Here is a 21,530-nt window from a genome sequence, read left to right as displayed (position 1 = left end):
CGGCGGATATTCAGCGTGGGAGCTGATCCAGCTCCCACGCGGGAGGTGCCAATGAACCAGCCGCGCACCCGCTGCGCCTAGCTCGCGCCCGTCGACCGCAGCCTCGCGGCCACGACCCACACGAGCCACAAGTCCTATACGGGCAGCCGCTCCGATTTTCGCGGAGCTCCCTCTTCCGCTCCGCCGCGGCCCGCCGGCACACCCCGCCCATGGGGTGAATGCGTCGTGATTCCTGCTGTTCAGCGTCCCTTCGGGCACTGGCCGCGGTGCCGCACGCCTTCGTCGCGGCTGCTCTGCCATTCGCGCAATGCCTCGCGCCGTGGGCCGGTGCACGCCCACGGCCGTGGACCAACGCGCCTTCGTCCGGCCCGCCAACAAGCCGGAAAGGGAGCCGACATCATGACCGAACCAGATCAGAACACTTTGGGACACAACGAGTTTCACGCCCCAGCCTGGGTTGCTGATGCCACCGTCACCGGGCTACTGCCAGTGGTGCCCGGCCCTTCAGCATCCGCCGTGCCGACCGCGACGAGCACGGTGCCCTCGAGTCCACCGGCGACGGGCGCGCCCCCGTCGCCGCTCCCGGAGCAGGGGCGCGCGGCCACGGTCGCCGCCAGCCAGTGGCCGCGCGCCTCCTCCGCTCCTGAACAGCAGCGTCCCGCGCAGCCGGCGATGGCCTGGCAGCCCAGCCCGGCTCCGGTCGAGCCGGAGGGGATCGAGCACGACGACCACGAGCTGGCCACTGCCGCCCGACGGCAGTGGGGCGAGCTGCCCTGGTCGGACGTGGTCGCCGCGGTGGAAGCCGGTCGGCTCACCGCCGCGCAGGCCGGGCTGCGTACCGCCGGGGCGACGGGCAACGCCGCGGCGGCGGTGCAGCGGCAAGGTCTGGCTGCCGAAGTCGAGGCGGGGGTGGACTGGTCCGGGTTCGGCGTGGTGATCCCGGTGCTGGCCGCCTCGCCGGGGGATGGGGCGTCGCTGGTGAGCGCGGTGCTGGCTGATGCGATGCAGATCGCCGGTGGCCTGCGGGTGCTCATGGTCGACACGGCCGACCCGGTGCGCTCCGGGCTGGCGGCGGCTGCCCGCTCGGACGGGCCCGCGCTGGCCGGGCCGCATCCCGCGGTGCGGGTGCGGTTCTCCTGGCGCGCGCAGGCGGTGCTGGCGCGGGTGGAGTCCGATCTTCCGGTGCTCGCGCCGGGCATGGTCCCGCCGCCGCGGTTCTTCAAACCCTCGGCCACCACGGTGCAGGCCACCGTGGTCGATCTCAGCCACGACGCCTGGCGGCTCGGCGCGCACCCGCTGGCCGGCGCCGGAGCGTGGCTGCGCGAGGGGACACCGGCCCCGCGCCCGGTGCTGGTGTGCCGGGCCAGCCGCCCGAGCCTGCTGCACGCCGAACAGGCCCTGGCCCGGCTGGAGGCCTGGGCCGGCCACGGCGGGCTGACCGCCCCCGCCCAGCTGGTGGTCGTCGGCGCCAAGCGCTGGCCCGCCGGTGTCTCCGGCGGCGCCGGGCGTCGCGTGAGCGCGCTGCTGGAGGACGCGCTGTTCCTGCCGTTCGACCCGGCCATCGCCGCCTTCGGCGTCACCGCCGAGGCCACCCCGCCCCGCCTGCGCGAGGCGATCACCCCCTTGCTGCGCCGCTGGGAACTGCTGCCCGCGGCCGCGACCAGGCGACTTCCCAGCTTGTCCCGACGCGTGAAGGGAACCGGACGATGATGCAGCACTTCGCGGACACCGCCCTGATGCTTCTGGCGCAGGGAGAGATCCCCAATCCCGCCCCGATCGCGCCGCCCGGCTCGGACAAGATCACCAGCGTCCTCGGCAACGTCAAGTGGGGCGCCGCCATCGCGCTGATGATCGGGTTCTTCGTCGGCCTGACGGTGTGGGTAGGCGGACGATGGGTCGATCACCACCGGGCCGGGAAGATCGGCGTGATCATGATGCTGTGCGCCATCTTCGGCGGACTGTTCTACGGCCTGGCCCACCAGCTGGTCTCGCACTTCGCCGGGGTGGCCTGAGCCATGGCCGCGCCCGTGACCGACCAGCACCAGCACCGCCGCCGGGCCCGGATGCGCCTGTCGGTGATCGTGCTGACGACCGTCGTGATTCTGGCGTTGACCACCGCGTTGGTGGCCTCGCACTTCCTCACCCGGCCTTCTGCCCCTGAGCCCGCTCCGGTGCCGCGGCCACGGCCTGCCCCCTCCTACGGGTGGGACCTGGCCGCCGAACACGAGCTGGCCACACGCCCCATGACGGCCCTGCCGCCCCAGGCGGCCCAACCGCAGTCGCTGACCACCGAGCAGGCCGGGGAGCCGATCATGCTCCCCGAACCTCAGCACATCACGGGCCGGTGGATCCCGGGCGGATTCCCGGCCACCACCGAAGGCGCGCTGGCCCAGCTCAAGGCGCTCAACGAGGCCGCGATGCGCGGCGGAGATCCCGCCACCTACGCCCGCGGTTACCGCTCGCTGGCGCTGGCCGGCGCCCCACCGGCGGAGAGCACCGGGCTGTATTCGCTGCTGCGGTCCATGCGCAGCAGCGCCGGGCTCGACCCGACCGGCACCGTCCCGGATCTGACGGTGACCTACGAGGTCACGCACGGCCAGGTCAAGGGCACCACCGATCGCGGCTACTACGTCGTGGCCTGCGTGCTCGGGCAGCTGAGCGTGGACTACCGCGGCCAGACCATCACCGCCGGGGTCGGTGACTGCCAGGCGCTGCGCCGGGTCGGTGAGCAGTGGCGGATTTCGCCGGGCCCGATGGCGGCCGCGGCTCCCAGCGCCTGGCCGGGCAGCGCGGACGCGGTCAATGCCGGCTACCGGGTGCTGAGGAGCTGACATGTGGCCTTTCGACGATATCGGCGGTTCGATCGGCGACAAGCTCAAGGAGCTGGTGGTCGGCGCGTTCGACTCGGCGATGCAGGCGATCTGGGATGCCGCCCTGTGGATCCTGCGGGAGGTGTTCAAGCTCGTCGACGAGTTCTCTGTGTTCACAGTGGACACCCGCGACGGGCCGGTCGGCGTGCTGTGGCCGATGATGCTGTGGATCTCCGGCACGCTGGCGCTCGGGCTGTTCTTCTGGCAGCTGACCGTGACCAACCTGCGCGGCGGCCGCGGATTCATGCGGCTGGTCGGCGGCCCGGTGCAGTACGGCATCGCGCTGGCGGTGACCGTCGGGGTGGTCGCCGCGTTGCTGGCGGCCAGCGATGGGCTGACCAACGGCATCCTCACCTACGGCCTGCAGTCGTCGAACTTCACCGACGCGCTGGAGCACACCAGCTTCGGCGACGGCGCGGTGGACGGCATCAAGGCGGTCGTGCTCGGGCTGTGCGCGATCGTCGGGGTGATTCCGGCCTCGATCGGCTACGTGCTGGAGATGCTGTTCCGCGAGGCCGCGATCTACGTTCTGGTGGGCACCATCCCCGTCACGGCGGCCGGGCTGCTGGCCAACGTCACCAAAGGCTGGTACTGGACCGCGGTTCGCTGGATCGTGGCGCTGGTCTTTATGAAGCCGGTGCTGGGGATGACGCTGGTGCTCGGGGTCGCCATCGCCGGCGGATCTCAGGGGCTGTCCGGCCTGCTGGCCGGGATCGGCGTCCTGATCATCGCGCTGTTCGTGCCGTTCGTGCTGTTCCGGTTGCTGGCCTTCGTCGATCCCAATTCCGATGCCGGCGCGGCCTTCCGCGACGCGCTGTCCTCGGTCGGAGTCGACTCCTACGGCGGTGGGAGCCCGGCGTTCCAGGCTGCCCGGTCCACCTTCGGCGGCGGTGATGGCGGTGGGGACGCGCAGGAGGACGCCAACACCGCCCGCTTCGACCAGGCCTCCGGTGGATCCGGCTCCGGCTCCGATGGGGGCGGGGATGGGGACGACGACTACTGGGCGAACTGGTTCGCCAATAAAGGCAAACCGAGCTGGCGCGGGCGATTTGACGCGTGGCGAGCCCAGTTCGGCTCCGACCCCGACACCGACACCGGTGGCGGTGGCGGTGGCGACGGCGGTCACGGCAATGGCGATCCCGACTCCGGGCCCGATGACGGCGGCGGGGATGACGACACCGAACCGCCCGAGCCACCCGACCACGGCGGTGGCGGCGGAGGCAACGACCCGAACCAAGGCGGCGGCCCCCGCGGGGGCGGCGGCGGTCCCAAGGGCGGCGGTGGCGGCGGAGGCCCCGCCCCAGAAACGGAAGCGGCGGTGGTCTTGTGAGCAGCAACGTTCGGATCTATCGAGGACTGGCGCGCAGGGAGAACGCGGGCTGGATCCTGGGGTTGACCCCGTGGCAGGCGATGACGTGCCTGGCGCTGGCGGTGCCGGTGCTGCTGGCGGTCTCGGCCGGGCAGTTCCTGCGGGCGCTGATGCTGGCCACCGTCTGCGGGCTGATCGCCTGCCTGGTGGTGGTGCCGGTGCGGGGACGCCCGGCGGTGCGATGGCTGTTCCACCTGGTGCTCCACCAGCTCGGCGCCGCGACCCGCTGGTCGCAATGGCAGTCCAAAGCGGCCTCCGGAATACCGGTGGACCCCGACGAGCCGGATCTGCCCGGTGTGCTGCAGCGGGTGTCCTTCCCGGACGGTCCGGTGTTCAAAGACCGCGGGCGGATCGCGCTGATCCACGACACCGCCGAGGGCCGGTGGGGCGCGACCGCCCGGCTGACCCACGGTGGCGTGGGCATGCTCTCCGACGATCAGTGCGAACGCCTGGCCTCGCGGCTGGGCAACCTGCTGCTGTCGATCGGGCACCGTGACGTCATCGACCGCATGTCGCTGCTGGTGCGCACCGTGCCCGACGACGGCAGCGCCTACGAGGTGTGGCGCAGCCAGCACGAGGTCGCCGACGCCCCAGATCTCGCGCGCCGCGCCGCGGTCGAGCTGGATCGCTCGATCGGCTCGGTCAGCGTGCACCACGAGGTGTTCGTGACGGTGACCGGCACCGAGGACGCGCTGCGCAAACCCGCGGCCGCCGCCGGCGGCGGGGTCGATGGCCGGGCTCGGGTGCTCTACCGGGTCTTGGATGGCCTGGAGGACCAGCTCAAGGCCATCGGTGCTGAAGGCGTGCACTGGCTGTCCGGTTCCGAGCTGGCCGAGGCGATCCGCACGGCGTTCAACCCGGCGGCCTCGGCGGTACTGAGCACCGAGCGGCTCACCACGGAGGCTCACGGGCTGCCCAAGGCCGCGGCCGGGCCCACCCAGGCACCGTCACCGCCGGCACGCCGCTACGACCACGACGCCTATTCCACGGTGTCCTACTCGGTGCTCATGCCCGAAGCCGGCACGGTCTTCGGCTCGCTGTCCCCGCTGCTGGCGGTCAAGACCGCAGGTGAACGGCGCAGCCTGGCCGTGCACTACGAGGTCATGGACGCCCGCCGGGCCTCCCGCACGGTGCAGAACTACCGATTCCGCGCCGGTGTCCTGCGCGACTACAAGGCCAGCAAGGGGTTCTCGGCCAGCGCCTCCGACGAGCGCGAGGCCTCCGGAGCGAAGGCGCAGGAACGGGCGGTGACCTGGGGGCACTCCATCGTCCGCTTCGCCGCGGTGGCGGCGGTGACCGTGCCCGCGAGCTGGCAGGTCGAGGACCACGCCGCCCGGCTGGAAAGCGCTGTGGCCGGACGGTTCCGGCTGCTGCGCCTGGACCTGGCGCAGGACAGCGCCTTCGTCGCCGCGTGCCTGCCGGTGGGCATTGGCCTTCCCCGCACGCGAGGTGGTCTGCTGTGACACGCACACCCGAACGCACCGCCGAGCAGCTGCTCACCGACTTCGGTGCGCCACCGGCCCGGCGACCGATCCCGCAACCACCACGGCGGCGCCGCGAGCGCTCCCGGCAGCGGGTGAACCGGCCGATCGCACCGCGGCGCGGCCGCGCCCGCCCCGGGCTGGGATGGGCCCCGGTGGAAGCGCCGCTGGCGGTCTACCAGGCCGCCACCTCCGAGATCGGCGGACTGTTTCCGCTGCTGGCCTCCAACCACGTCCCGGCCGTCGGCGCCCGCATCGGCTACGACGTGCACTCCGGCGGGGCGTTCTACGCCCATCCCGTGGAGTGGGTGCTGCGCTCGATGTGTGCCAACCCGAACATGGTGATCTTCGGTGAGCCGGGACGCGGCAAGAGCTCCACCGTCGTTGCGTTTCTGCTGCGCATGATGCTCTTCGGCGTCCGCACCTTGGTCTCCGGCGATGTGAAAGGGGAGTACAGCCCGCTGATGCGGGCGTTGGGCATCACCCCGATCGCGCTGGGCCGCGGCTCGGCGGCGCGCCTGAACGCCTTGGATCTGGGGCCGCTGGCCGCACGCTGGGATTCCTGGTCGGCCGACCAGCAGCGCGAAGAACTCGACGGGGTGCTGGGCCGGTGGGTCAAACTGCTGACCGCGCTGGCCGAAGCGCAGGGCTACGCGCCCACCGTCACCGACGAGGCCGTGCTCTCCCAGGTGCTGCGGCGCCTGGTCGGCGTCGACGCCGCCGGAACCCGGCTTCGGCCGGTGACCATCCCCGACGTGCAGCGCGAGCTCGCCGACCCCAGCCCGCAGCTGTGGGCCGACACCCGCTTCGCCGACCGCCGCCAGTTCCTCGACACCCTGCGGCCGATCACCGACGCGCTGGCCAACCTCATCTCCGGCCCGCTGGCCGGGCTGTTCGACGAGCCCACCAACTTCGAGCTGGACTGGTCCGCCCCGATCCAGAGCATGGACCTCTCGCTGCTGCGCAGCCGCGGCGATCAGGCCGTGGCGGTGGCGCTGACCTGCCTGGGCTCCTGGTCGTCGATGATCACCGACTTGCAGGACGACGGGGAGATCCGCGTAGTCGTGCGCGACGAGGTGTGGCGGCAGATGCGGCTGGGCCCCAAAGCGGTGCAGGCCGTGGACTCCGACCTGCGGTTGTCCCGGGCGGAGAAGAAGATCCAGATCCTCGTCGGCCACAAACCCTCGGACTTCCTGTCGGTGGGCAGCGCCGGGTCCCAAGAGGTCGCCATCGCCAAGGACCTCCTCGCCCTGTGCTCCACGAGGATCCTGTTCGGACAGTCCACCCGGGTCGGCGGGGAACTCTCCGCCGACTTCGCGCTCTCGGAGAAGGAAGGGCAGGTCACCACCGGTTGGTGCATGGAACGCCCCGGCCGCGCGCTGTGGAAGATCGAGAACAACTCGGGCCTGAAGATCCAGACGGTGCTCTCTCCGACGGAGCTGCGCACCTTCGACACCAACGCCCAGCTCCGGGCGCGCACCGAACCAGGTAGGCCGTCATGAACGGCAGGATCTGGCCGCTGCTGGTGATCTCGCTGGCCGGCGCGGTGCTCATGCCCGCGGCGCTGATCACGGCCGTCCTGCTGGTGGTCACCAGCGGACTGAGCCTGGTCGTCGGGGGTTGCGGTGGTGACGGCGGGCCCGGAGGCGGCACGCAGCAGGTCGGCGACCAGCGATGGAACGCCGAGCAGATGACCAACGCCCAGACCATCACCTCGGTGGTCCAGCAGCGCCGGCTGCCGCAGCGGGCCGCGGTGATCGCGATCTCCACCGCGATCGTCGAATCGCGGCTGATCAACGTCCACCACGGCGACCGCGACAGCCTCGGCCTCTTCCAGCAGCGCCCGTCGATGGGCTGGGGCACGCCCGAGCAGGTCACCAACCCCGGCTACGCGACCGGGAAGTTCCTGGACCACCTCGTGGACCTGGAGGGCTGGCACCGCATGCCGCCCGGCGTGGCCGCGCAGAAGGTGCAGCGCAGCGCGTTCCCCGAGCGCTACGGGCCGCAGGAACCTCCAGCCGGTGAGTTGATGGAGAAGTTCTGGCAGGGACCGGACAACCCGCTGCCCCCAGCCGGCGGCGGTGGTGATCCGGCGCAACAAGCCTCTTTCGAGGCCGCGCTGGGCTGCCCGGACCAGGGTGGCTCGAACATCCCGCTGGACTCGCAGAAACTGCCGCCCGGCTACCAGCTGCCGGCCGATCCCCGGCAGCGCGCCGCGGTGTCCTTCGCGCTGAGCAAGCTTGGCGCCCCGTACGTGTGGGGCGCCAAGGGACCCAACGCCTTCGACTGCTCGGGGCTGATGCAGGCCGCGTGGGCCCACGCCGGGGTTGCGATCTCAGCCGGCACCACCACGCAGAAGAACGACGGCCGCGCCGTCCCCGGAATCGGCGAGCTCCAGCCCGGCGACCTGGTGTTCATCCCCGGCTCGCCGTCCATTGGCGGCTCACCCAGCAATCCGCGGCACGTAGGCATGTACGCCGGGCACGGCCTGATCGTCAACGCCTACGACGAATCCACCGGCGTGATCCTGGAGCGCCTCGATGCGTGGGCGCCGGAAGTCGTGGCCATCCGCCGGGTCGCCGAACCCGCACCACCACCGCCCGCCGATCCACTGCGGAGGCAGTCATGAGCCCAAACCGTGCGCGCCGCGTTTCTCCGGCCGGTGACCGTGACCTCGTGCTCATGGGGATGGTGGGCGCGGTGCTGGCCGCGCTGACGGTGCTGGCCGCCGCGCTCATGCTCGGCGTCGCCTCGGCCACCGTGCTGGCCGGTGGCCCGTGGCAGCTGCCCGCCGTCGACACCTGGCTGTCGGCCGTGCTCTCCGTGCTGGGCAACCCGCAGGACCCGGCCGCCGAGCTCGGTATCCCGTGGGCACCGGTGCTGGCAGGCGAGCCGGGTCTGTACTGGACGGTCACCACGGCGATCATCGCCGTGGCCGTGCTCGTGGCGGTGCTGGTGGGGCGCCGCGTGTGGCGCCGGTACGGGCCGGTGGATCCCGGTCACGCCTCCCGCGAGGACATCCGCCGCGAGTTGTCGCTGGAGGCCGCGCGGCGCACCGCCGAATGGACCCGGCCCAGCATGAGCCCGCGCGAGCGCCGGAAGGCGCCGCTGGAGGAAGTCGCCGCGCCCCTGCACCGCAGCCCGCACGGGAAGCCCATGTGCACACCGCTGGAGAACCCCACCGGCGCGTTCGCCCCGACCCAGTCCGGCAAGTCCCGCCAGGACCTGGTGCACAAGGCGCTGGCCGCGCCCGGCGCCCTGGTGTGCTCCACCACCAAACCAGACCTGGTGGAATTCGCGGCCCTGGCCCGCACCCGCCGCCCGAAAGCCGGGCCCGTACTAGTCTTCGACGCCACCGGGGAAGTGCGCTGGCCGGCGAAGGTGCGGCCCTCGCCGATCCCCGGCTGCACCGACTTCACCGTCGCCCGGCGCCGCGCCGAAACGCTGGTCGACGCCGCGGCGGTGGGCCTGGAGAACACCGGCGGCAACGACAAGGTCTTCCGCGAGCGCGCCAAGACGGTCATCCAGTCCTACCTGCTGGCCGCCGCCCACGCCCGCCGCGGCATCGGTGATCTCGTCGCCTGGTCGATCACCAAGCCCCCGGACCAGGAGCCGGTCGAGCTGCTGCACCAGCACGGATTCCGGGAGCTTGCCGACAACCTTCGTGCGGAGATCGGCATGGTCGCCGAAACCTCCGACGCGGTGTGGTTGTCGGTGCGGCGGGTGATCGAGCCCTGGCTGGACCCGAACTTCCGGGAGCTGTGCTCACCGAAACCAGGGGAGGAGTTCGACGCGCACCGCTTCGTCCGTGCGCGGGGATCGCTGTTCCTCATCGCCGGCAAGCACCAGGCCGCCCAGGTACGGCCGGTGCTGACCGCGCTGGTCGAGGACATCGTCACCACCGAACAGGAGATGGCGCTGGCACAGCCGGCACGGCGCCTGGACCCGCCGGCGACCAACGACCTCGACGAGCTCTTCGACGCCACGCCGCTGCCGCGGCTGCCCGACATCCTGGCCGACTCGGCCGGACGCGGGGTGATCATCCACTGGGCCGCCCAGTCGATGGCGCACCTGGACGACCTCTACGGCGAGACCGGGCGCCGCCAGCTGCTGGACAACACCACCACCCTGACGCTCTGGGGCGGCATGAAGGACCCCAAGCTCCTGGAGTGGATCTCCACGATCGCCGACCACCACGAGCGGCGGCGCTTCCAGCAGCAGTCTGACGGGTTCCTCGGGCTCGGCCGCACCTCCGTCGGTCTGGAGAGCGTCCCGACCTACCGGCCCGGCGCGGTCCGCAAAGTCGACCGCGGCCGCGTCCTGGTCTTCCACCGCCATCTCAACCCGATCCTCGCCCGCACCGTCGACGTCAAGCAGCGGCCCGACTGGAAGCAGCTGCAGGCCGACGCCCAGACGGTGCGCACCGGCGAGATCCCGGTCTCCGCGGACGGCTACGCCCTGGCAGACCCGGCTTACCCGGAGGTGACGCCGCTGTGAGCGACGAGGACATCACCCCCACGCCCCGCCGCGGTGACCAGCACGAGAACGAGCTGGAACGGCAGATCAGCGCGCTCACCGAAGTCGTCGGAGCGCTGGCCAGCAAGGTCAACAAGCTGCGGGCCCGCCTCGAGGCCGTCGAAAACGGCCACCCCGGCAGCAGCGACGGCGACAGCGAGCGCACGGGCGCCAAGGAACACGACCGCCCGGCGCCGTGGGTGATGTTCAGCCCGCCCGCGGCCGCCGAAGACCGCCTCCACCACACAGACAACCACACTCCACTGTGGACCATTGAGAACTTCGTGGCCTGGTACAACCTCACCTACGTTGGCGTGGCCGGAGGACCCGCCAAGCCGATCCCCAGCTGCTGGCGCGACCACGAAGGCCTGCCGATGGAAATCGGCACCCTGGCCTACAGCTGGCGCGCAGCCAACATCGGCCGGTCGGCCAACGTCCGCGACGCCCAGTACTGGCACGACGCCTGGCGCCCGCGCTTCACCACCCGGCTCCTGGACTGGGTGCACCCCCACTGCCTCGACGGCCGACACCGCGACACCGGCGCGCCCCCACGCCCCGACCGCTTCACCCCACCCAGCACGTAGCGAGAAAGGTAGGACCCGAACATGCGCCACCACCACGACCCGCACGTCACCGCCCACGCTCACGCCTCGCTGCCCGGATCCTGGGCTGCGATCGCGGCCACCGTCGCGGCCGGATGGGCGCTCACCGCCTGCCAGCTGCGGCACCGCACCCGCCAGCTCCAGCTGGCCCAGCGCGACCCCGTCACCGGCCTGCTCACCCGCGCCGCGTGGGAAACCGCCGCGCACCACGCGCTGCGCCACCACACCCGCATGGTCGGCGTGGTCGACCTCGATGGCTTCAAGGGCGTCAACGACACCCACGGCCACCACACCGGCGACCTGGTGCTGCGCGCGGTCGCGGCCCGGCTGACCGCCGTTCTCGGCCCCGCGGCTCTCGTCGGCCGGCTCGGCGGAGACGAGTTCGCCTTCGTCACCGGCCTTTCCTGGCTTCACCACCTCGACCACCTGCAGGACGCCCTGGCCGCACCGATCCCGGGCCACGGCAGCGCGCCGCTGCGGGTCGGAGCCTCGCTCGGGGTCGCCGTCGCCTGCAGCGTCGAACTGCCCGCCGCGCTCGCCGCAGCCGACCGCGCGATGTACCAGGCCAAATCCCGGAGGAGAACGCGCTCGGCGGACAACCAGACCGTGCGCCTGCCCCGCGCCCGACGACCCCACCACGACGACGACCAGGTGGTGATGAACCGATGACCACGCACTGGGACGAGCGCGCCGTGTGCTCCGGCACCATGCTCGAGCTGTGGTTCGGCCCGCAGGACTACGACGAGCCCCGCGATCAAACCCGCTGGCGGCAGCGGCGCGCCGCCGAGATCTGCGCCGGCTGCCCCGTGCGCACCGAATGCCTGGCCGAGGAACTCACCCGCCCGATCGCCGAGCAACACGGGTTCCGGGCCGGGATGACGGCCCGCGCGCGCGAGCGCCTGCTCGCCCGATGGCGCGACGCCGGGCTCATTCCGGCCCTGCGACCGCCTGAGAGCATCGACGTTGTGCGGGCCCTGTTGTTGAGAGGCGATGACGACACCGATCTGCCGGAGACCCGCGATGGCGGCACCTGACCACCACCGTGGGCTCCCCTCACCGTCAACGACCCGCTTCCGGAGTCCGGCCGTGGCCACCACCGAGCCCGGTGACCACGTGCAGAAAGTTGGACTCGCGGTTGGTGGTGGATGAGCACGGGAACCACTGCATCCGCACTACGAGCAGCTTATCGATCACCAGGGATCGGGATGGTCGCGCGAGGACTGGGGCCTCGCCGTGTCGGTGCAGGTTTTCGGTTTTCAATCCATCATGGTGCTCTTATGGTGGGTCAGGCGGTCACGACTACCGAACGCGAAGTTTCGCGCGGTCGCGTCCGAGGCTTGGGAGCCGCACGTTGTCGAGCGGTCGCAGGACCAGGCCGATGCGGCCCTCGATCTTGCGTACGAGGACTTCCTCGGTGTCCGCATGTAGGGGAACGACCATAAGCCGAATCCAGAGGTCAGCACGGCCGGCAAGTACATGTTCCTGAATCCGATCACTCACCTGTCCGGCACGGAGAGTGCTGCCGACGTAGCGAATGATGTTGCTGCTGTCCGCAGTGATGTAGACAGCAGCTGAGAAGGCTGACCACACCTTGTCATCGGTAACCTGGAGGACCGACGCAGCCGCCGGGACGCGCCGGAGGAGTGCGTCGCCAGCCAGATCACAGGCGGTGTCATAGGCGTCCGGGGTGAGCATGCGTGTCCGGTGGTTCATCGGCCGACCTCGCTGCCGTCGAGGTCGGGACGCATGCGAGCGGCCCGGCGCCGAGCACTGCGCCAATCCCCGACCATCTCGACGATCGCGTCGAGTGCGTCTTTGATCGACCGGCTCTCGAAGCCCCGTGTGTCCACCAACAGCACCCCGGCATGATCGGTGACCTTGGCGATGTCCTGCGCCGCTACGAGCGCTGCGTCGAGCTTGTCTTCGAACTTGCTGATCGCGGCGGCGAAGAGATCTTCGGGGCTGTCGTGAGAGATGCCCTCCTCGGACAGCTCCGCCAGCTCTCGCAGACGGCTGGGAGTCAGGATCTTGGATTCGCGGAATCGCCGGTCCTGCGGGTCGGACGCGTCGGGCAGTTCCTGCGCGTCGCGGCCGGCGCGGCCGTCCAGGATAATCTGGCACAGCTGCCGCAGGCCGGCGTCAGACTTGGCCAGGTGCTTTAGAATCTGCTGCGGCTCGGTGTTGTTCCCGCGGCCGTATTCGGATCGGGTCAGCAGCTGGGTTCGTCCGCCCACTAGGTGGTAGCTGGCAAGGGTGACGAGTTCGGCGGTAGCAAGGCCGGTGTCGCCCCCGGCCTGCACGACTTCGCGGATAGCGTCGCTAAGAAGGTCTAGCGGTTGCCGGCGGGTCAATGCGACGCCGCGCAGCGGCGCCCATCGCCAGCTACGCTCGAGTGCGGCACGCAACGCGGTGAGCCGCTTGTCGTTGGGGAAGCCTCGCAGGGCGACCTCGGCGGCCAGCTGAGTGCGTTCCTCCAGTTTGGGCTTGGTGCCGGTGAGGTCGGCGATGGCTTCGTTGACCGCGCGTGCCTCGCGCTTGTTGGGGTGAGGGTTGAGTGCCCCACATGCGAGTACGGCGACTTCATCGTCGAGGAGTTCGTGGTCGCGGTTGCTGCCGTCGAGGATGTCCCGGACCTCGTCGATGGTCATGCCCTTTGGCACCGGAAGTAGCGCCTGTTCGTAGAGATTGTCCACCGCAGCGTTGGCCTTGGCGTTGAGTGTGGTGGCGGTGGAGAAATTCATCGGCGGTGACATGTGGAGATGCGCGACAAGCCGCCGACGCGCGCGGTCGAACCGGCGCGCAGCCGAGTAGCCGATGATGACCCGGGCGTTGGGCATGATCGAGCAGCGGACCTTGCGGGCCTGTTCGTCGGTGACGATGTCACTGGTCGCCCACTCGACGAGATCGCGGTGCAGCGAGGCCGCCCGGCGACTTCCGGGCCGCAGGTTCCAGACCGCGTCCTTAAACGTGATCCCTAGGCCTTTGTGGACAGCAACAGTCCGGCCGAACCCATCTGTGGACTCAAGCCGGGTAACAGGGCCAACGTCGTTGGAGGTCAGCCGCAGGAAGCTCAGCCAGCCGGGGGTCTCGATTCCCCGTTCCTGGATGGAGGGCACGTGTGGGTTGTTATTGAACATGTCGTCGATCCGCGGGCCCATCGCGTCGATCATCGCCTGGGCCGAGTCCATCTCGAAGGTCAGCAGCGGCTGCCCGTCTATTGCGCCAAACCGGGGCATGCCGACGGTGCCGCGCGCGTGCTCGCCCTCGAAACGGATGTTGTCCGGCGCGGGGACGATCCGCCAAGCGAGGACGTCGAACTCGATGTATGTGAACTCCTCGATGCCGAACCGTTGGATCTTCGGCGAGCGCAGGGCGTTGCGGAGTTGCTGCTGGTTTGCGGCGGCGTTGGCGAGGACTTCGGCCAGCTCGTGGGGCAGACCCGCATCGACACCGACGGCGATGCTTTTGTCGAGTACGGCGGTCGAGGCGAGCGGCCGCAGCCGCGCACCGATCATCTGGTGGTCGACGATGTGCGGTTCGGCAGCGTCGGGTTCAGCGGCTGGCAGAGATGCAGAAGTCACGGGGGAGTCCTCCTCGGGCTCTCGGTTTGATCACCGCGGTGGCGATCAGAAAGCGAGGGCCTGGGCCAGACTCGGCACCGCGCCCCCACCTGTCCCTCTCGGCCGGGCGGCCGTCCAGGGGTGTGGCGCACACCGCCGACTCACTGTTCCTTCAGGACACTCGCCGACTGTGACAGGTGGAGCCTTGGTCCGGCCGGGCTTCTAGATAAAGCAGCGGTCGAACTGGAACTAGCGAATTGGTGATGTGATGTAGCTGATCTTGGACAGTAGCACACGGCCCTCTCCCGCCGGTCGGGTAGGACGCCAGCGCGCCGGACCTGCCCGGGATGACGAGGTTGTGCTGTCGGAAGGCAGCTTCAACATCGAGGTCCCGGGCAGATCGACACGGCGGTAGCCCCTGCTGGGAGTGGGTTTTCAGAATCCGTTCCCGGAGTGGAATCCGCTGCCGTAGTCGAGTTCCTCGTCGTCGGTGTAGCCGTAGCGTTCGTAGTAGCCCTCGTCCTCGCGGCGGGTGTGTTCGTCGTCGAGGTCGTCGGCTCGGCGTTCCACTGCGTCGTCGCGGGCGTCTTCCCGGGTGTCCAGGACGTCGTCGCGCAGCGCTTCGAGGCGTTCGAGGGCGTCGTCGCGGTGGAAGTTCGGGTTGGGGTGGCTCATCGTCTTCCTCCAGTGATCGGTGATCTGGCGCCAGGCGGTGGCCTGGACGCCGTGGCCGCCGGGGTCGACGCCCAGCGGAGCTTCGGGGACCACGCCGGTGATCCGGTAGGTCTCTCGGTAGGCGGCGGCGAGCCCCACGAGGTGATCCCAGCCGTCGGCGGCGTCGGGCTCGGTCGGCCGGGGGCCCAGCGCGGCGGCCCACTGCGGTGGGTGGGCCGCGACCTGGGTGCGGAGGTCGTCGAGGCGGTCGCGGGCGGTGTCGTTGAGCCGGTGCAGCTCGTCGGTGAGGTCGGAGTCGGTGTCCTGGATGGTGCGGTGGGGCATGGGCAGCCACGGCAGTACCGGTTGTTCGCCGGCTCCGTGCTCGCGTTGCTCGCTTAGGTGGTCGACGAGGACTTGGCTGGCGACGCGGTGTTCTTCACGCTGATCACCGGGGTCTGGGGTGTGGTTGGTGAGCGCGTGGGCGGCGGCGGTGACGGCGGCCTCGGCGTCGAGGCCTTCGGCGGCGCCGGCCGCGGCGTGGCGCCACACCAGGTTCCATGCCGGGTCGGTGACATCGGCTCCGGGAGCGTGGTCGCTGGTCAGGGTCTGCCAGCGGCGGACCTGGGCATCGTCGGGTTCGCTCATGCGGGCGGGGGGCCGGTTCTGGGCGAGGTGCTGCTGGATGCGCCAGCGCAGCACGGCGGCCGGGTCGTCGGTGGTGTCGAGGCGGCGTTGGGCGGCGGTGTGGCGCACGAGCCGGTCGGTTTGCCATCCGGTGAGCTCGGCGTGGAGCAGGGTCGCCAGGAGCGCGTCGGTGGCGGGCTGTTCGAGGGTGGCCGGGGCGTGGTCGGCCAGCACCTGGCGGAGGTGCTGGTTGAGCAATTCGGTGGTGGTATCGCGGTGCTGACTGGTGACCGCCGAGAGCGGTTCGGTCTGCTCAGCGGCGGTGTGTTCGGCGAAGGCCTCCAGCAGCTCGTCGGGGTCGAACTCGGCGCGCAGACGCTCCAGGACGTCCTCGTCCTCGTTCTCCCCGCCGCCGGTGGAGGTGGCGGGATCGGGGCGGTGTTCGGGCGGTGCCCACTGTCCGATGAGGTCGTGCCAGGCGCGGCCGCGCAGGCCCTGGCTGTCGGGCTTGTCCCCGAGCGGGCGGGTCGGGTCGTCGCCGGTGATGGCGTAGGTGTCGCGGTAGGCCGCGCCGAGCCCGACGAGGCGATCCCAGCGCTCGGCGAGCTCGGGATCGGCGGCGGGGCGTGGCCCCAGCGCCGCGGTCCATGCGGGCGGGTCGGTGCTGGCCTGGGCGCGGAGTGCGTGATGGCGGCTGCTGATCGCGGTGTTCAGGCGGTCCAGGTAGTCGCGCAGGTCGTCGCTGAGGCCGGTGTGGTCGGGGTGGGCCTGCCAGGGCAGTGCCGGGTTCCACCCGGCGCCGTGGGCACGCTGATCGGCCAGCACGCCGCCGAGAACCGTGGCGGTGAACTCGGGTGCGGGCATCGGGTCGTTGCCGGGCCGCTCGGCGAGCAACCGCGCCGACTCGGCTATCGCGGTCTCGGCGTCGAGGCCTTCGGCCGCAGCGGCCGCGGCGCGCCGCCACAGCACGTCCCACCGGGGCTGCTCGACCTCGACTTCGGGAGCGTGATGGTGCACGAGCTGCCGCCAGCGGTCGATCTGCCCGGACGTGGGGTCGGCGAGGCGGTCAGGTGGACCGCGGTGCAGCAGCTGCTGCTCGATGCGCCACTGCAGCACCGCGGCCTGATCGTCGGTGCCGTCCAGTCGGCCTTGCCCGAGGGCGACGGGGACGAGGTGTTCGGTTTGCCAGCCGAGGTCTTCAGCGGTGCGCAGGGTCTGCCGCAGCGCCCCGGCGGCGGGCAGCTCCAGCAGGTGCGGGACGTCCTCACCGAGCACGGCTTCGATGCGGTCATCGAGCGGGAGGCGGGCGACGTGGTCGTGGTGGCCGATCAGGGTGCGCAGGGACTCCTCTTCGTTCAGCGACGCGCGCAGTTCCTCGGAGGCGGAGGTCTCGGCGCTGGTGCGCTCCAGCGCGGCCTTCAACATGCCGCGGGCGTCCTGCTCGGGCGGGGTTTCCTGGTGAGAGTCGATGACGTGCTTGATGCTTTCGGCGTAGACCCGGTTGTCGAAGCGCGCGCGGGTCATCAGGGTGTAGAGCTGTTCGCGCGAGAGGCCCTGGGGCACCAGGCCGTGGGCGCTGCCGTCCACCGACATGCCCTGCGAGCGGTTGATCGTGGAGGCGTAGGCGAGCTCGAGGTGGGTCGTGACGTAGTCGGCGGGCAGCACGACGGTGCCGCCGCTGGCACGGTGGCGGACCTTCACTGACCCGCCGCGCCGCACCTTCTGCACCTCCCAGGTGTCGCCGTTCTTCACGAAGTCCGCGCCACCGAACAGGGGCTTGAGCCGGTCGTTGTGGCGGGTGACGACCCAGTCACCGGCGCTGGCGCGGGTACCGTCGTGCAGCTGGACCGAGCTGTCGGGGTCGACGTCGCCGCGCCGCAGCCGCAGCTCGCGCGCCTGCAGGTTGAGGGCGACGACGTCCTCATTGGAGGGCACGATCAGCAGGGTCTGCCGGCCTTCGTCGAGGTCGGTGCGCCAGGCGCGGTGCGCGGCGTCGCGCATCGTTTCCCGGCTGCCTTCCTGCACCCAGCCGCGGTCGAAGTAGTAGTCCAGCCCGGCGGGGTCGGCGGCGTGCAGCAGCAGCGACGCCTCGGCCTGGGCCTTGTCGGCGAAGCGGACCACCTCACGCAGCCGAAGCGCGCCGTGGTGCTGGGCGAACCAGCGCACCGCGCCCCCGGCTTCCACGGAGGCCAGCTGCCGGTCATCCCCGACCCACCGCACGTCCGCGCCGCGCTCGAGGGCGTAGCGCACCACGTCGTGCAGCGTGTGGGTGCCGGCCATCGACACCTCGTCGACGATGAGCACGTCACCGCGGCGGAAGTCGAAACTGCGCTCGGCCACGCCCATCTTCAGGGCGGTGGTGACCTGGTGCAGCGTGTGCGGGCGGGCATTGATCGACTGCCCGAGCTCTTGGGCGGCCCGCGCGGAGGGACCGAAGGCGAACACGCGGCCACCTTCGGCGCGCCAGGCCTCAGCGAAAACCTTCATTGTGGTGGTCTTGCCGGTACCGGCCGGGGCGTAGAGCAGCTGGACCCGGTGGCCGGAGGTGGCGAAGCCCCGCACCGCCTCCTTCTGGCCGCGGTTGAGCGTGGTCCCGGCCTTGGCCAAGGCGTGCTCGACGGCGTGGAAGGTGGTCCGCACGCCGCCGCGCAGGCGTCCCCATTCGGCCAGTGCCGCTTCTTCGCGCAGGGTTCGCTCGGTGGTGAAGCGCTGGGCGTTGTGCTCGACGAACACGCTCTCGCCCGAGCGGCGCTTGAGCTCGGCGGGCTCCTCGACCAGCGACGGGGAGTGCAGGGCGACGGTCTCGCCGGTGGCGAGGACTTCCTCGACAATGCGCTCGACGAGCTGCTCGCGGGTGCCGGAGGCCACCCGCAGGTGCGCGCTCTGGCGATGTGCCTCGGCCAGCAGGTTCCACTTGTTGAAGTGGGAGTAGTAGTCGCTGACGGTGGCCAGGGTGTCCTCGGCCAGTGCCGCCACGTCGACCTCGGCGACCGGCTCAGCGGGCCCGGCGAAGAGCCGCCGCCCGAGCACGGTCCCGAGCGTCGCGGGGTTGACGAGCTGGGCCGCGTGCTCGCGCCAGCGGCGCAGGTGCTCGGTCAATGGCAGCGGCCCGGGTTTGGCCTCGCGGGTGCCGTACTGGGCGCGGCGCCCGATCTCCAGCACCTCTTTCGGGCTCGGTTCGCGGCCATGCTGGCGGCGGAAGTCCACGATGCCCGCGGCCCGTGCCTGCTCCACCGCGCTCGCGCGCTGAGAGAACCCGGTCAGCAGTTCAGGCGCCACACCGTCGAGCTCCCACACCGGCCTTTTCGCATCGACGCCGTCCTTCGCGCGCTGGCTCCAGCGCGCGCCGTGCTCGCGGAAGAGGTCCCGGAGCCGGTTGTTGTAGTACTCGCTGGTGGTGACCGCGGCGGCCAGCACGGTGCGCCCGTCCAGAGAAGTCCATTTCCCGTCGGGGCCCTGCACCTTCGTGCTCACCACGGCGTGGGTGTGCAGGTGCGGGTCGCCCGCTCTGCTGTCCCAGTGCTCGAAAACCGCCGCGGTGATGCCCTGCACGTCGTACTGGCCGCCACTGCCGCCGTTGCCCTTGCGGGTGAAGGCGACGTTGTCCTGGAAGTAGCCCAGGGTGTCGTTGACGGCCTGGCGCTGCAGACCGGCGATGAGCTCGCGGGTGTCCTCATCGGACAACGCCCACGCCACCGACACCGACTTCGGCGGGGCGAAGACGAGCTCGAACCCGGCCGTGGCGGACTTCATCTCCCGCTTCTGCTCGGCCAGCCACCGGTTCAGCTGCGCCTGGCTGGGCCGCTCACCACCGTGGGCATCGATGTAGGCCTGTTCCTGCACCGTCCGGCGGATCCCGGCTCGGGTGTCCTCGTCAATCGGCGCGCCGACGGGCCGGCCGTTATCCAGGTTGTGGGCCTTGTAGGCGTCGATGACCTTGCTGCGCAGCTCATCGGCGCCGGCGTGCTGGCGGAACCGGTAGCCGAGCTTGGTGGCCTTCAGCGCCTCCTCCACCGTGGCGCCGGCGGCGATCTGCTCGGCCTGGATGCGGTCGGCGTCCGGGTGACGCCCCTCGCCGAACAACGCGTCCATCTGGGCAGCGGTGACCTCACCGTCGACGCCCAGGCTCTGCGCCCCGCGCCCGAACCACTGCCCGGGCGGGTAGCCGTGCTTGATGTAGTAGTCCGACAGGGATTCACCGGGCTCGAGCTGGTGATCGCCGCACGCGACCTGGCCGGTCAGGTATTGATACCCGCCGGGCGAGATCTTGCGGACTCCGATCACCCGAACCCCCGCACTACGCCGAATGCCTCACCGAGGCAGTGCATTCACGCTAAGCAGCGCGACTGGGTCGCCCGTCGCAGACTCGATCGATACAGAACCGGGGGGCATTCCGAATGCAAGAGGTGCTGTGTGGAGGTGAGGGGGCAGCGCGGGCCGGGGACGGCAGGGCGCCGGGCGGGCCCGGAGGGCCAGCCCGGCGCGGGAGAACGGCGGGGCGAGCGTGCGGCGCGGGCCGGGGACGGCAGGGCGCCGGGCGGGCCCGGAGGGCCAGCCCGGCGCGGGAGAACGGCGGGGCGAGCGTGCGGCGCGGGCCGGGGACGGGGCGGGCTGGCGGCGGCCGGAGGGCCGGGCCAGCCCCGAACGCGGCATGAAAAAGCCCCCCGGCGTATGCCGGGGGGTGTGGGCGGGAGGGGTGGCCGCTAGGCGGCCATCAGCTCGGCGGGTTCGTCGGCGGCCAGCTCGGCGAGGTCATCGGCGGCGGGTTCGTCGTCGGCCTTCTCGGACTGCTCACCGGCGCTGGCCGTCACGGCCGCGATCGCGGCGGTGACGGTGGGGTCGGTGTCCAGCTGGCGGCAGTCCACGCACAACCCGTTGCGGACCTGGCGGATGCCTCCGCACGGGCAACCGGGGGCCGATTCCGCGTCGTCGTCGGGCAGGTTGGCGGTCACCCACGCGGCCACCGTGTCGCGGTCGGCCTGGGCGGTGAAGCGCTGCCATTCGCGGCGCAGGTGCTCACGGGCGTGCGGGTAGTGCTCGGCGAGGTAGCCGCACAGGGCCTCGATCATTTCCGTACGGGTCGCGCCGTCCGGGACTGCGATACCGGGGCGGCCCAATTCGCGGCACTCCTCGCACAACCCGTCACGGTGCGCGCGGTCGGCCACGCTCGGAAAGACGTTGCAGCCGAACACCACGCAGGGGCGGCCGTCGCGCACGGGGGTGCGCCGGGTGTCGCCGCGCCCCTCTCCCCGGTCGCGCACGGTCGGGGAGACCGCCACCTCGTCGTAGTCGACGGCGTAGCCGTCGCTCACCTCGTCCCGGCGGGGCTGGTCGTCGACTCCGACACGACCACCGTCGAAGTAGGCGCGGACGGCGCGGGATTCGGTGCGCGCAGCGCGGCGCGGCCGGATCTGGTCGCGGTCGGTCCGGGTGTGCACGGCGGCGCGGGCGCGGGCCTGCTCGATGGCGGCGCGGTCCCAGCGTGGCGCGTGAGCGGGCTCAGGCTTGGCGGGCTGTCCGTCGGCATCTGGAGCGCAGGCCTCGATTACCTGCCGTGCCTGCGCGTCCGAGCGGTGCCACAACTCGCGCAACCTGGGCAGTGCCCGGGCCAGCGGATATGCGCTCAGGATACGACCGCATTTGGCCAGCGTGGCGAGCTCGGGGGTGTCGGCACTCATGATGGTCTCGCGCCATTGCTCACGCGCGGCGATGGGCTCACCAGCGCGCAGCAGGGCAGCAACGGAAAGAACAGAATCAGAAATAGTCACAGTGTGCGACATGAGAATTCCCCATCAGCTATTTTGCACGATCGCCGGGCTTGGCCTTCCCGGCGTTCCTACATGTTTAATTGT

15 protein-coding genes are annotated in these 21,530 nt (G+C 71.1%); 11 read left to right on the top strand and 4 right to left on the bottom strand.

Annotated features, from left to right (window positions below; genetic code table 11):
- Positions 1–516: 516 nt before the first annotated feature.
- From OU416_RS10060 to OU416_RS10010, 11 genes are read left to right on the top strand one after another with little or no spacing between them, the layout of a single operon-like run.
- Positions 517–1,710, top strand: coding sequence for a hypothetical protein (locus OU416_RS10060; RefSeq protein WP_270926607.1), 1,194 nt, complete (start codon positions 517–519; stop codon positions 1,708–1,710).
- Positions 1,707–2,012 carry a hypothetical protein gene (locus tag OU416_RS10055; protein ID WP_270926606.1) on the top strand — a complete coding sequence of 102 codons (306 nt, stop codon included), beginning with the start codon at positions 1,707–1,709 and terminating at the stop codon, positions 2,010–2,012. The genes OU416_RS10060 and OU416_RS10055 overlap by 4 nt, the downstream gene beginning before the upstream one ends.
- A gap of 3 nt (positions 2,013–2,015) precedes the next feature.
- Positions 2,016–2,831 carry a hypothetical protein gene (locus OU416_RS10050; RefSeq protein WP_270926605.1) on the top strand — a complete coding sequence of 272 codons (816 nt, stop codon included), beginning with the start codon at positions 2,016–2,018 and terminating at the stop codon, positions 2,829–2,831.
- A gap of 1 nt (position 2,832) precedes the next feature.
- Positions 2,833–4,200, top strand: a complete 1,368-nt coding sequence (locus OU416_RS10045) for a hypothetical protein (RefSeq protein WP_270926604.1) — start codon at positions 2,833–2,835, stop codon at positions 4,198–4,200.
- Positions 4,197–5,702, top strand: coding sequence for an SCO6880 family protein (locus OU416_RS10040; RefSeq protein ID WP_270926603.1), 1,506 nt, complete (start codon positions 4,197–4,199; stop codon positions 5,700–5,702). The genes OU416_RS10045 and OU416_RS10040 overlap by 4 nt, the downstream gene beginning before the upstream one ends.
- Positions 5,699–7,222, top strand: coding sequence for an ATP-binding protein (locus OU416_RS10035; protein WP_270926602.1), 1,524 nt, complete (start codon positions 5,699–5,701; stop codon positions 7,220–7,222). Before OU416_RS10040 ends, OU416_RS10035 begins: the two co-directional genes overlap by 4 nt.
- The gene (locus OU416_RS10030) at positions 7,219–8,349 is read left to right on the top strand and encodes a C40 family peptidase (protein ID WP_270926601.1); all 1,131 of its coding nucleotides are present in this window, start codon (positions 7,219–7,221) and stop codon (positions 8,347–8,349) included. Before OU416_RS10035 ends, OU416_RS10030 begins: the two co-directional genes overlap by 4 nt.
- Entirely contained in the window at positions 8,346–10,217 is a 1,872-nt protein-coding gene (locus OU416_RS10025; protein ID WP_270926600.1) for a type IV secretory system conjugative DNA transfer family protein, read from the top strand. The genes OU416_RS10030 and OU416_RS10025 overlap by 4 nt, the downstream gene beginning before the upstream one ends.
- Positions 10,214–10,819 carry a hypothetical protein gene (locus OU416_RS10020; protein WP_270926599.1) on the top strand — a complete coding sequence of 202 codons (606 nt, stop codon included), beginning with the start codon at positions 10,214–10,216 and terminating at the stop codon, positions 10,817–10,819. The genes OU416_RS10025 and OU416_RS10020 overlap by 4 nt, the downstream gene beginning before the upstream one ends.
- 21 nt (positions 10,820–10,840) lie before the next feature.
- Positions 10,841–11,506, top strand: a complete 666-nt coding sequence (locus tag OU416_RS10015) for a GGDEF domain-containing protein (protein WP_270926598.1) — start codon at positions 10,841–10,843, stop codon at positions 11,504–11,506.
- Entirely contained in the window at positions 11,503–11,871 is a 369-nt protein-coding gene (locus tag OU416_RS10010) for a WhiB family transcriptional regulator (protein ID WP_270926597.1), read from the top strand. The genes OU416_RS10015 and OU416_RS10010 overlap by 4 nt, the downstream gene beginning before the upstream one ends.
- A 265-nt stretch (positions 11,872–12,136) precedes the next feature.
- Here OU416_RS10010 and OU416_RS10005 read toward each other — a convergent pair whose 3' ends face one another.
- From OU416_RS10005 to OU416_RS09990, 4 genes are all read right to left on the bottom strand, one after another.
- Positions 12,137–12,550 carry a hypothetical protein gene (locus tag OU416_RS10005; protein ID WP_270926596.1) on the bottom strand — a complete coding sequence of 138 codons (414 nt, stop codon included), beginning with the start codon at positions 12,548–12,550 and terminating at the stop codon, positions 12,137–12,139.
- Entirely contained in the window at positions 12,547–14,418 is a 1,872-nt protein-coding gene (locus tag OU416_RS10000) for a hypothetical protein (RefSeq protein ID WP_270926595.1), read from the bottom strand. Before OU416_RS10000 ends, OU416_RS10005 begins: the two co-directional genes overlap by 4 nt.
- A 414-nt stretch (positions 14,419–14,832) precedes the next feature.
- Positions 14,833–19,962, bottom strand: coding sequence for a MobF family relaxase (gene mobF, locus OU416_RS09995; RefSeq protein WP_270926594.1), 5,130 nt, complete (start codon positions 19,960–19,962; stop codon positions 14,833–14,835).
- 419 nt (positions 19,963–20,381) lie between these two features.
- Positions 20,382–21,356 (bottom strand): hypothetical protein, encoded by a 975-nt coding sequence (locus OU416_RS09990; RefSeq protein ID WP_270926593.1) that lies wholly within the window; start codon positions 21,354–21,356, stop codon positions 20,382–20,384.
- Positions 21,357–21,530: the final 174 nt, after the last annotated feature.

This window comes from Saccharopolyspora indica, assembly GCF_027853965.1.
GTDB classification, from domain to species: Bacteria; Actinomycetota; Actinomycetes; order Mycobacteriales; family Pseudonocardiaceae; genus Saccharopolyspora; species Saccharopolyspora indica.
This window is presented reverse-complemented; position numbering and strand designations above follow the sequence as displayed.

Excerpts from the sequence above, each read along its gene's own strand:
- OU416_RS10025 (WP_270926600.1), top strand. The coding sequence starts at position 8,346 with ATGAGCCCAAACCGTGCGCGCCGCGTTTCTCCGGCCGGTGACCGTGAC.
- OU416_RS10045 (WP_270926604.1), top strand. The coding sequence starts at position 2,833 with ATGTGGCCTTTCGACGATATCGGCGGTTCGATCGGCGACAAGCTCAAG.
- OU416_RS10010 (WP_270926597.1), top strand. The coding sequence starts at position 11,503 with ATGACCACGCACTGGGACGAGCGCGCCGTGTGCTCCGGCACCATGCTC.
- OU416_RS10030 (WP_270926601.1), top strand. The coding sequence starts at position 7,219 with ATGAACGGCAGGATCTGGCCGCTGCTGGTGATCTCGCTGGCCGGCGCG.
- OU416_RS10005 (WP_270926596.1), bottom strand. The coding sequence starts at position 12,550 with ATGAACCACCGGACACGCATGCTCACCCCGGACGCCTATGACACCGCC.
- OU416_RS09990 (WP_270926593.1), bottom strand. The coding sequence starts at position 21,356 with ATGAGTGCCGACACCCCCGAGCTCGCCACGCTGGCCAAATGCGGTCGT.
- OU416_RS10050 (WP_270926605.1), top strand. The coding sequence starts at position 2,016 with ATGGCCGCGCCCGTGACCGACCAGCACCAGCACCGCCGCCGGGCCCGG.
- OU416_RS10015 (WP_270926598.1), top strand. The coding sequence starts at position 10,841 with ATGCGCCACCACCACGACCCGCACGTCACCGCCCACGCTCACGCCTCG.
- OU416_RS10055 (WP_270926606.1), top strand. The coding sequence starts at position 1,707 with ATGATGCAGCACTTCGCGGACACCGCCCTGATGCTTCTGGCGCAGGGA.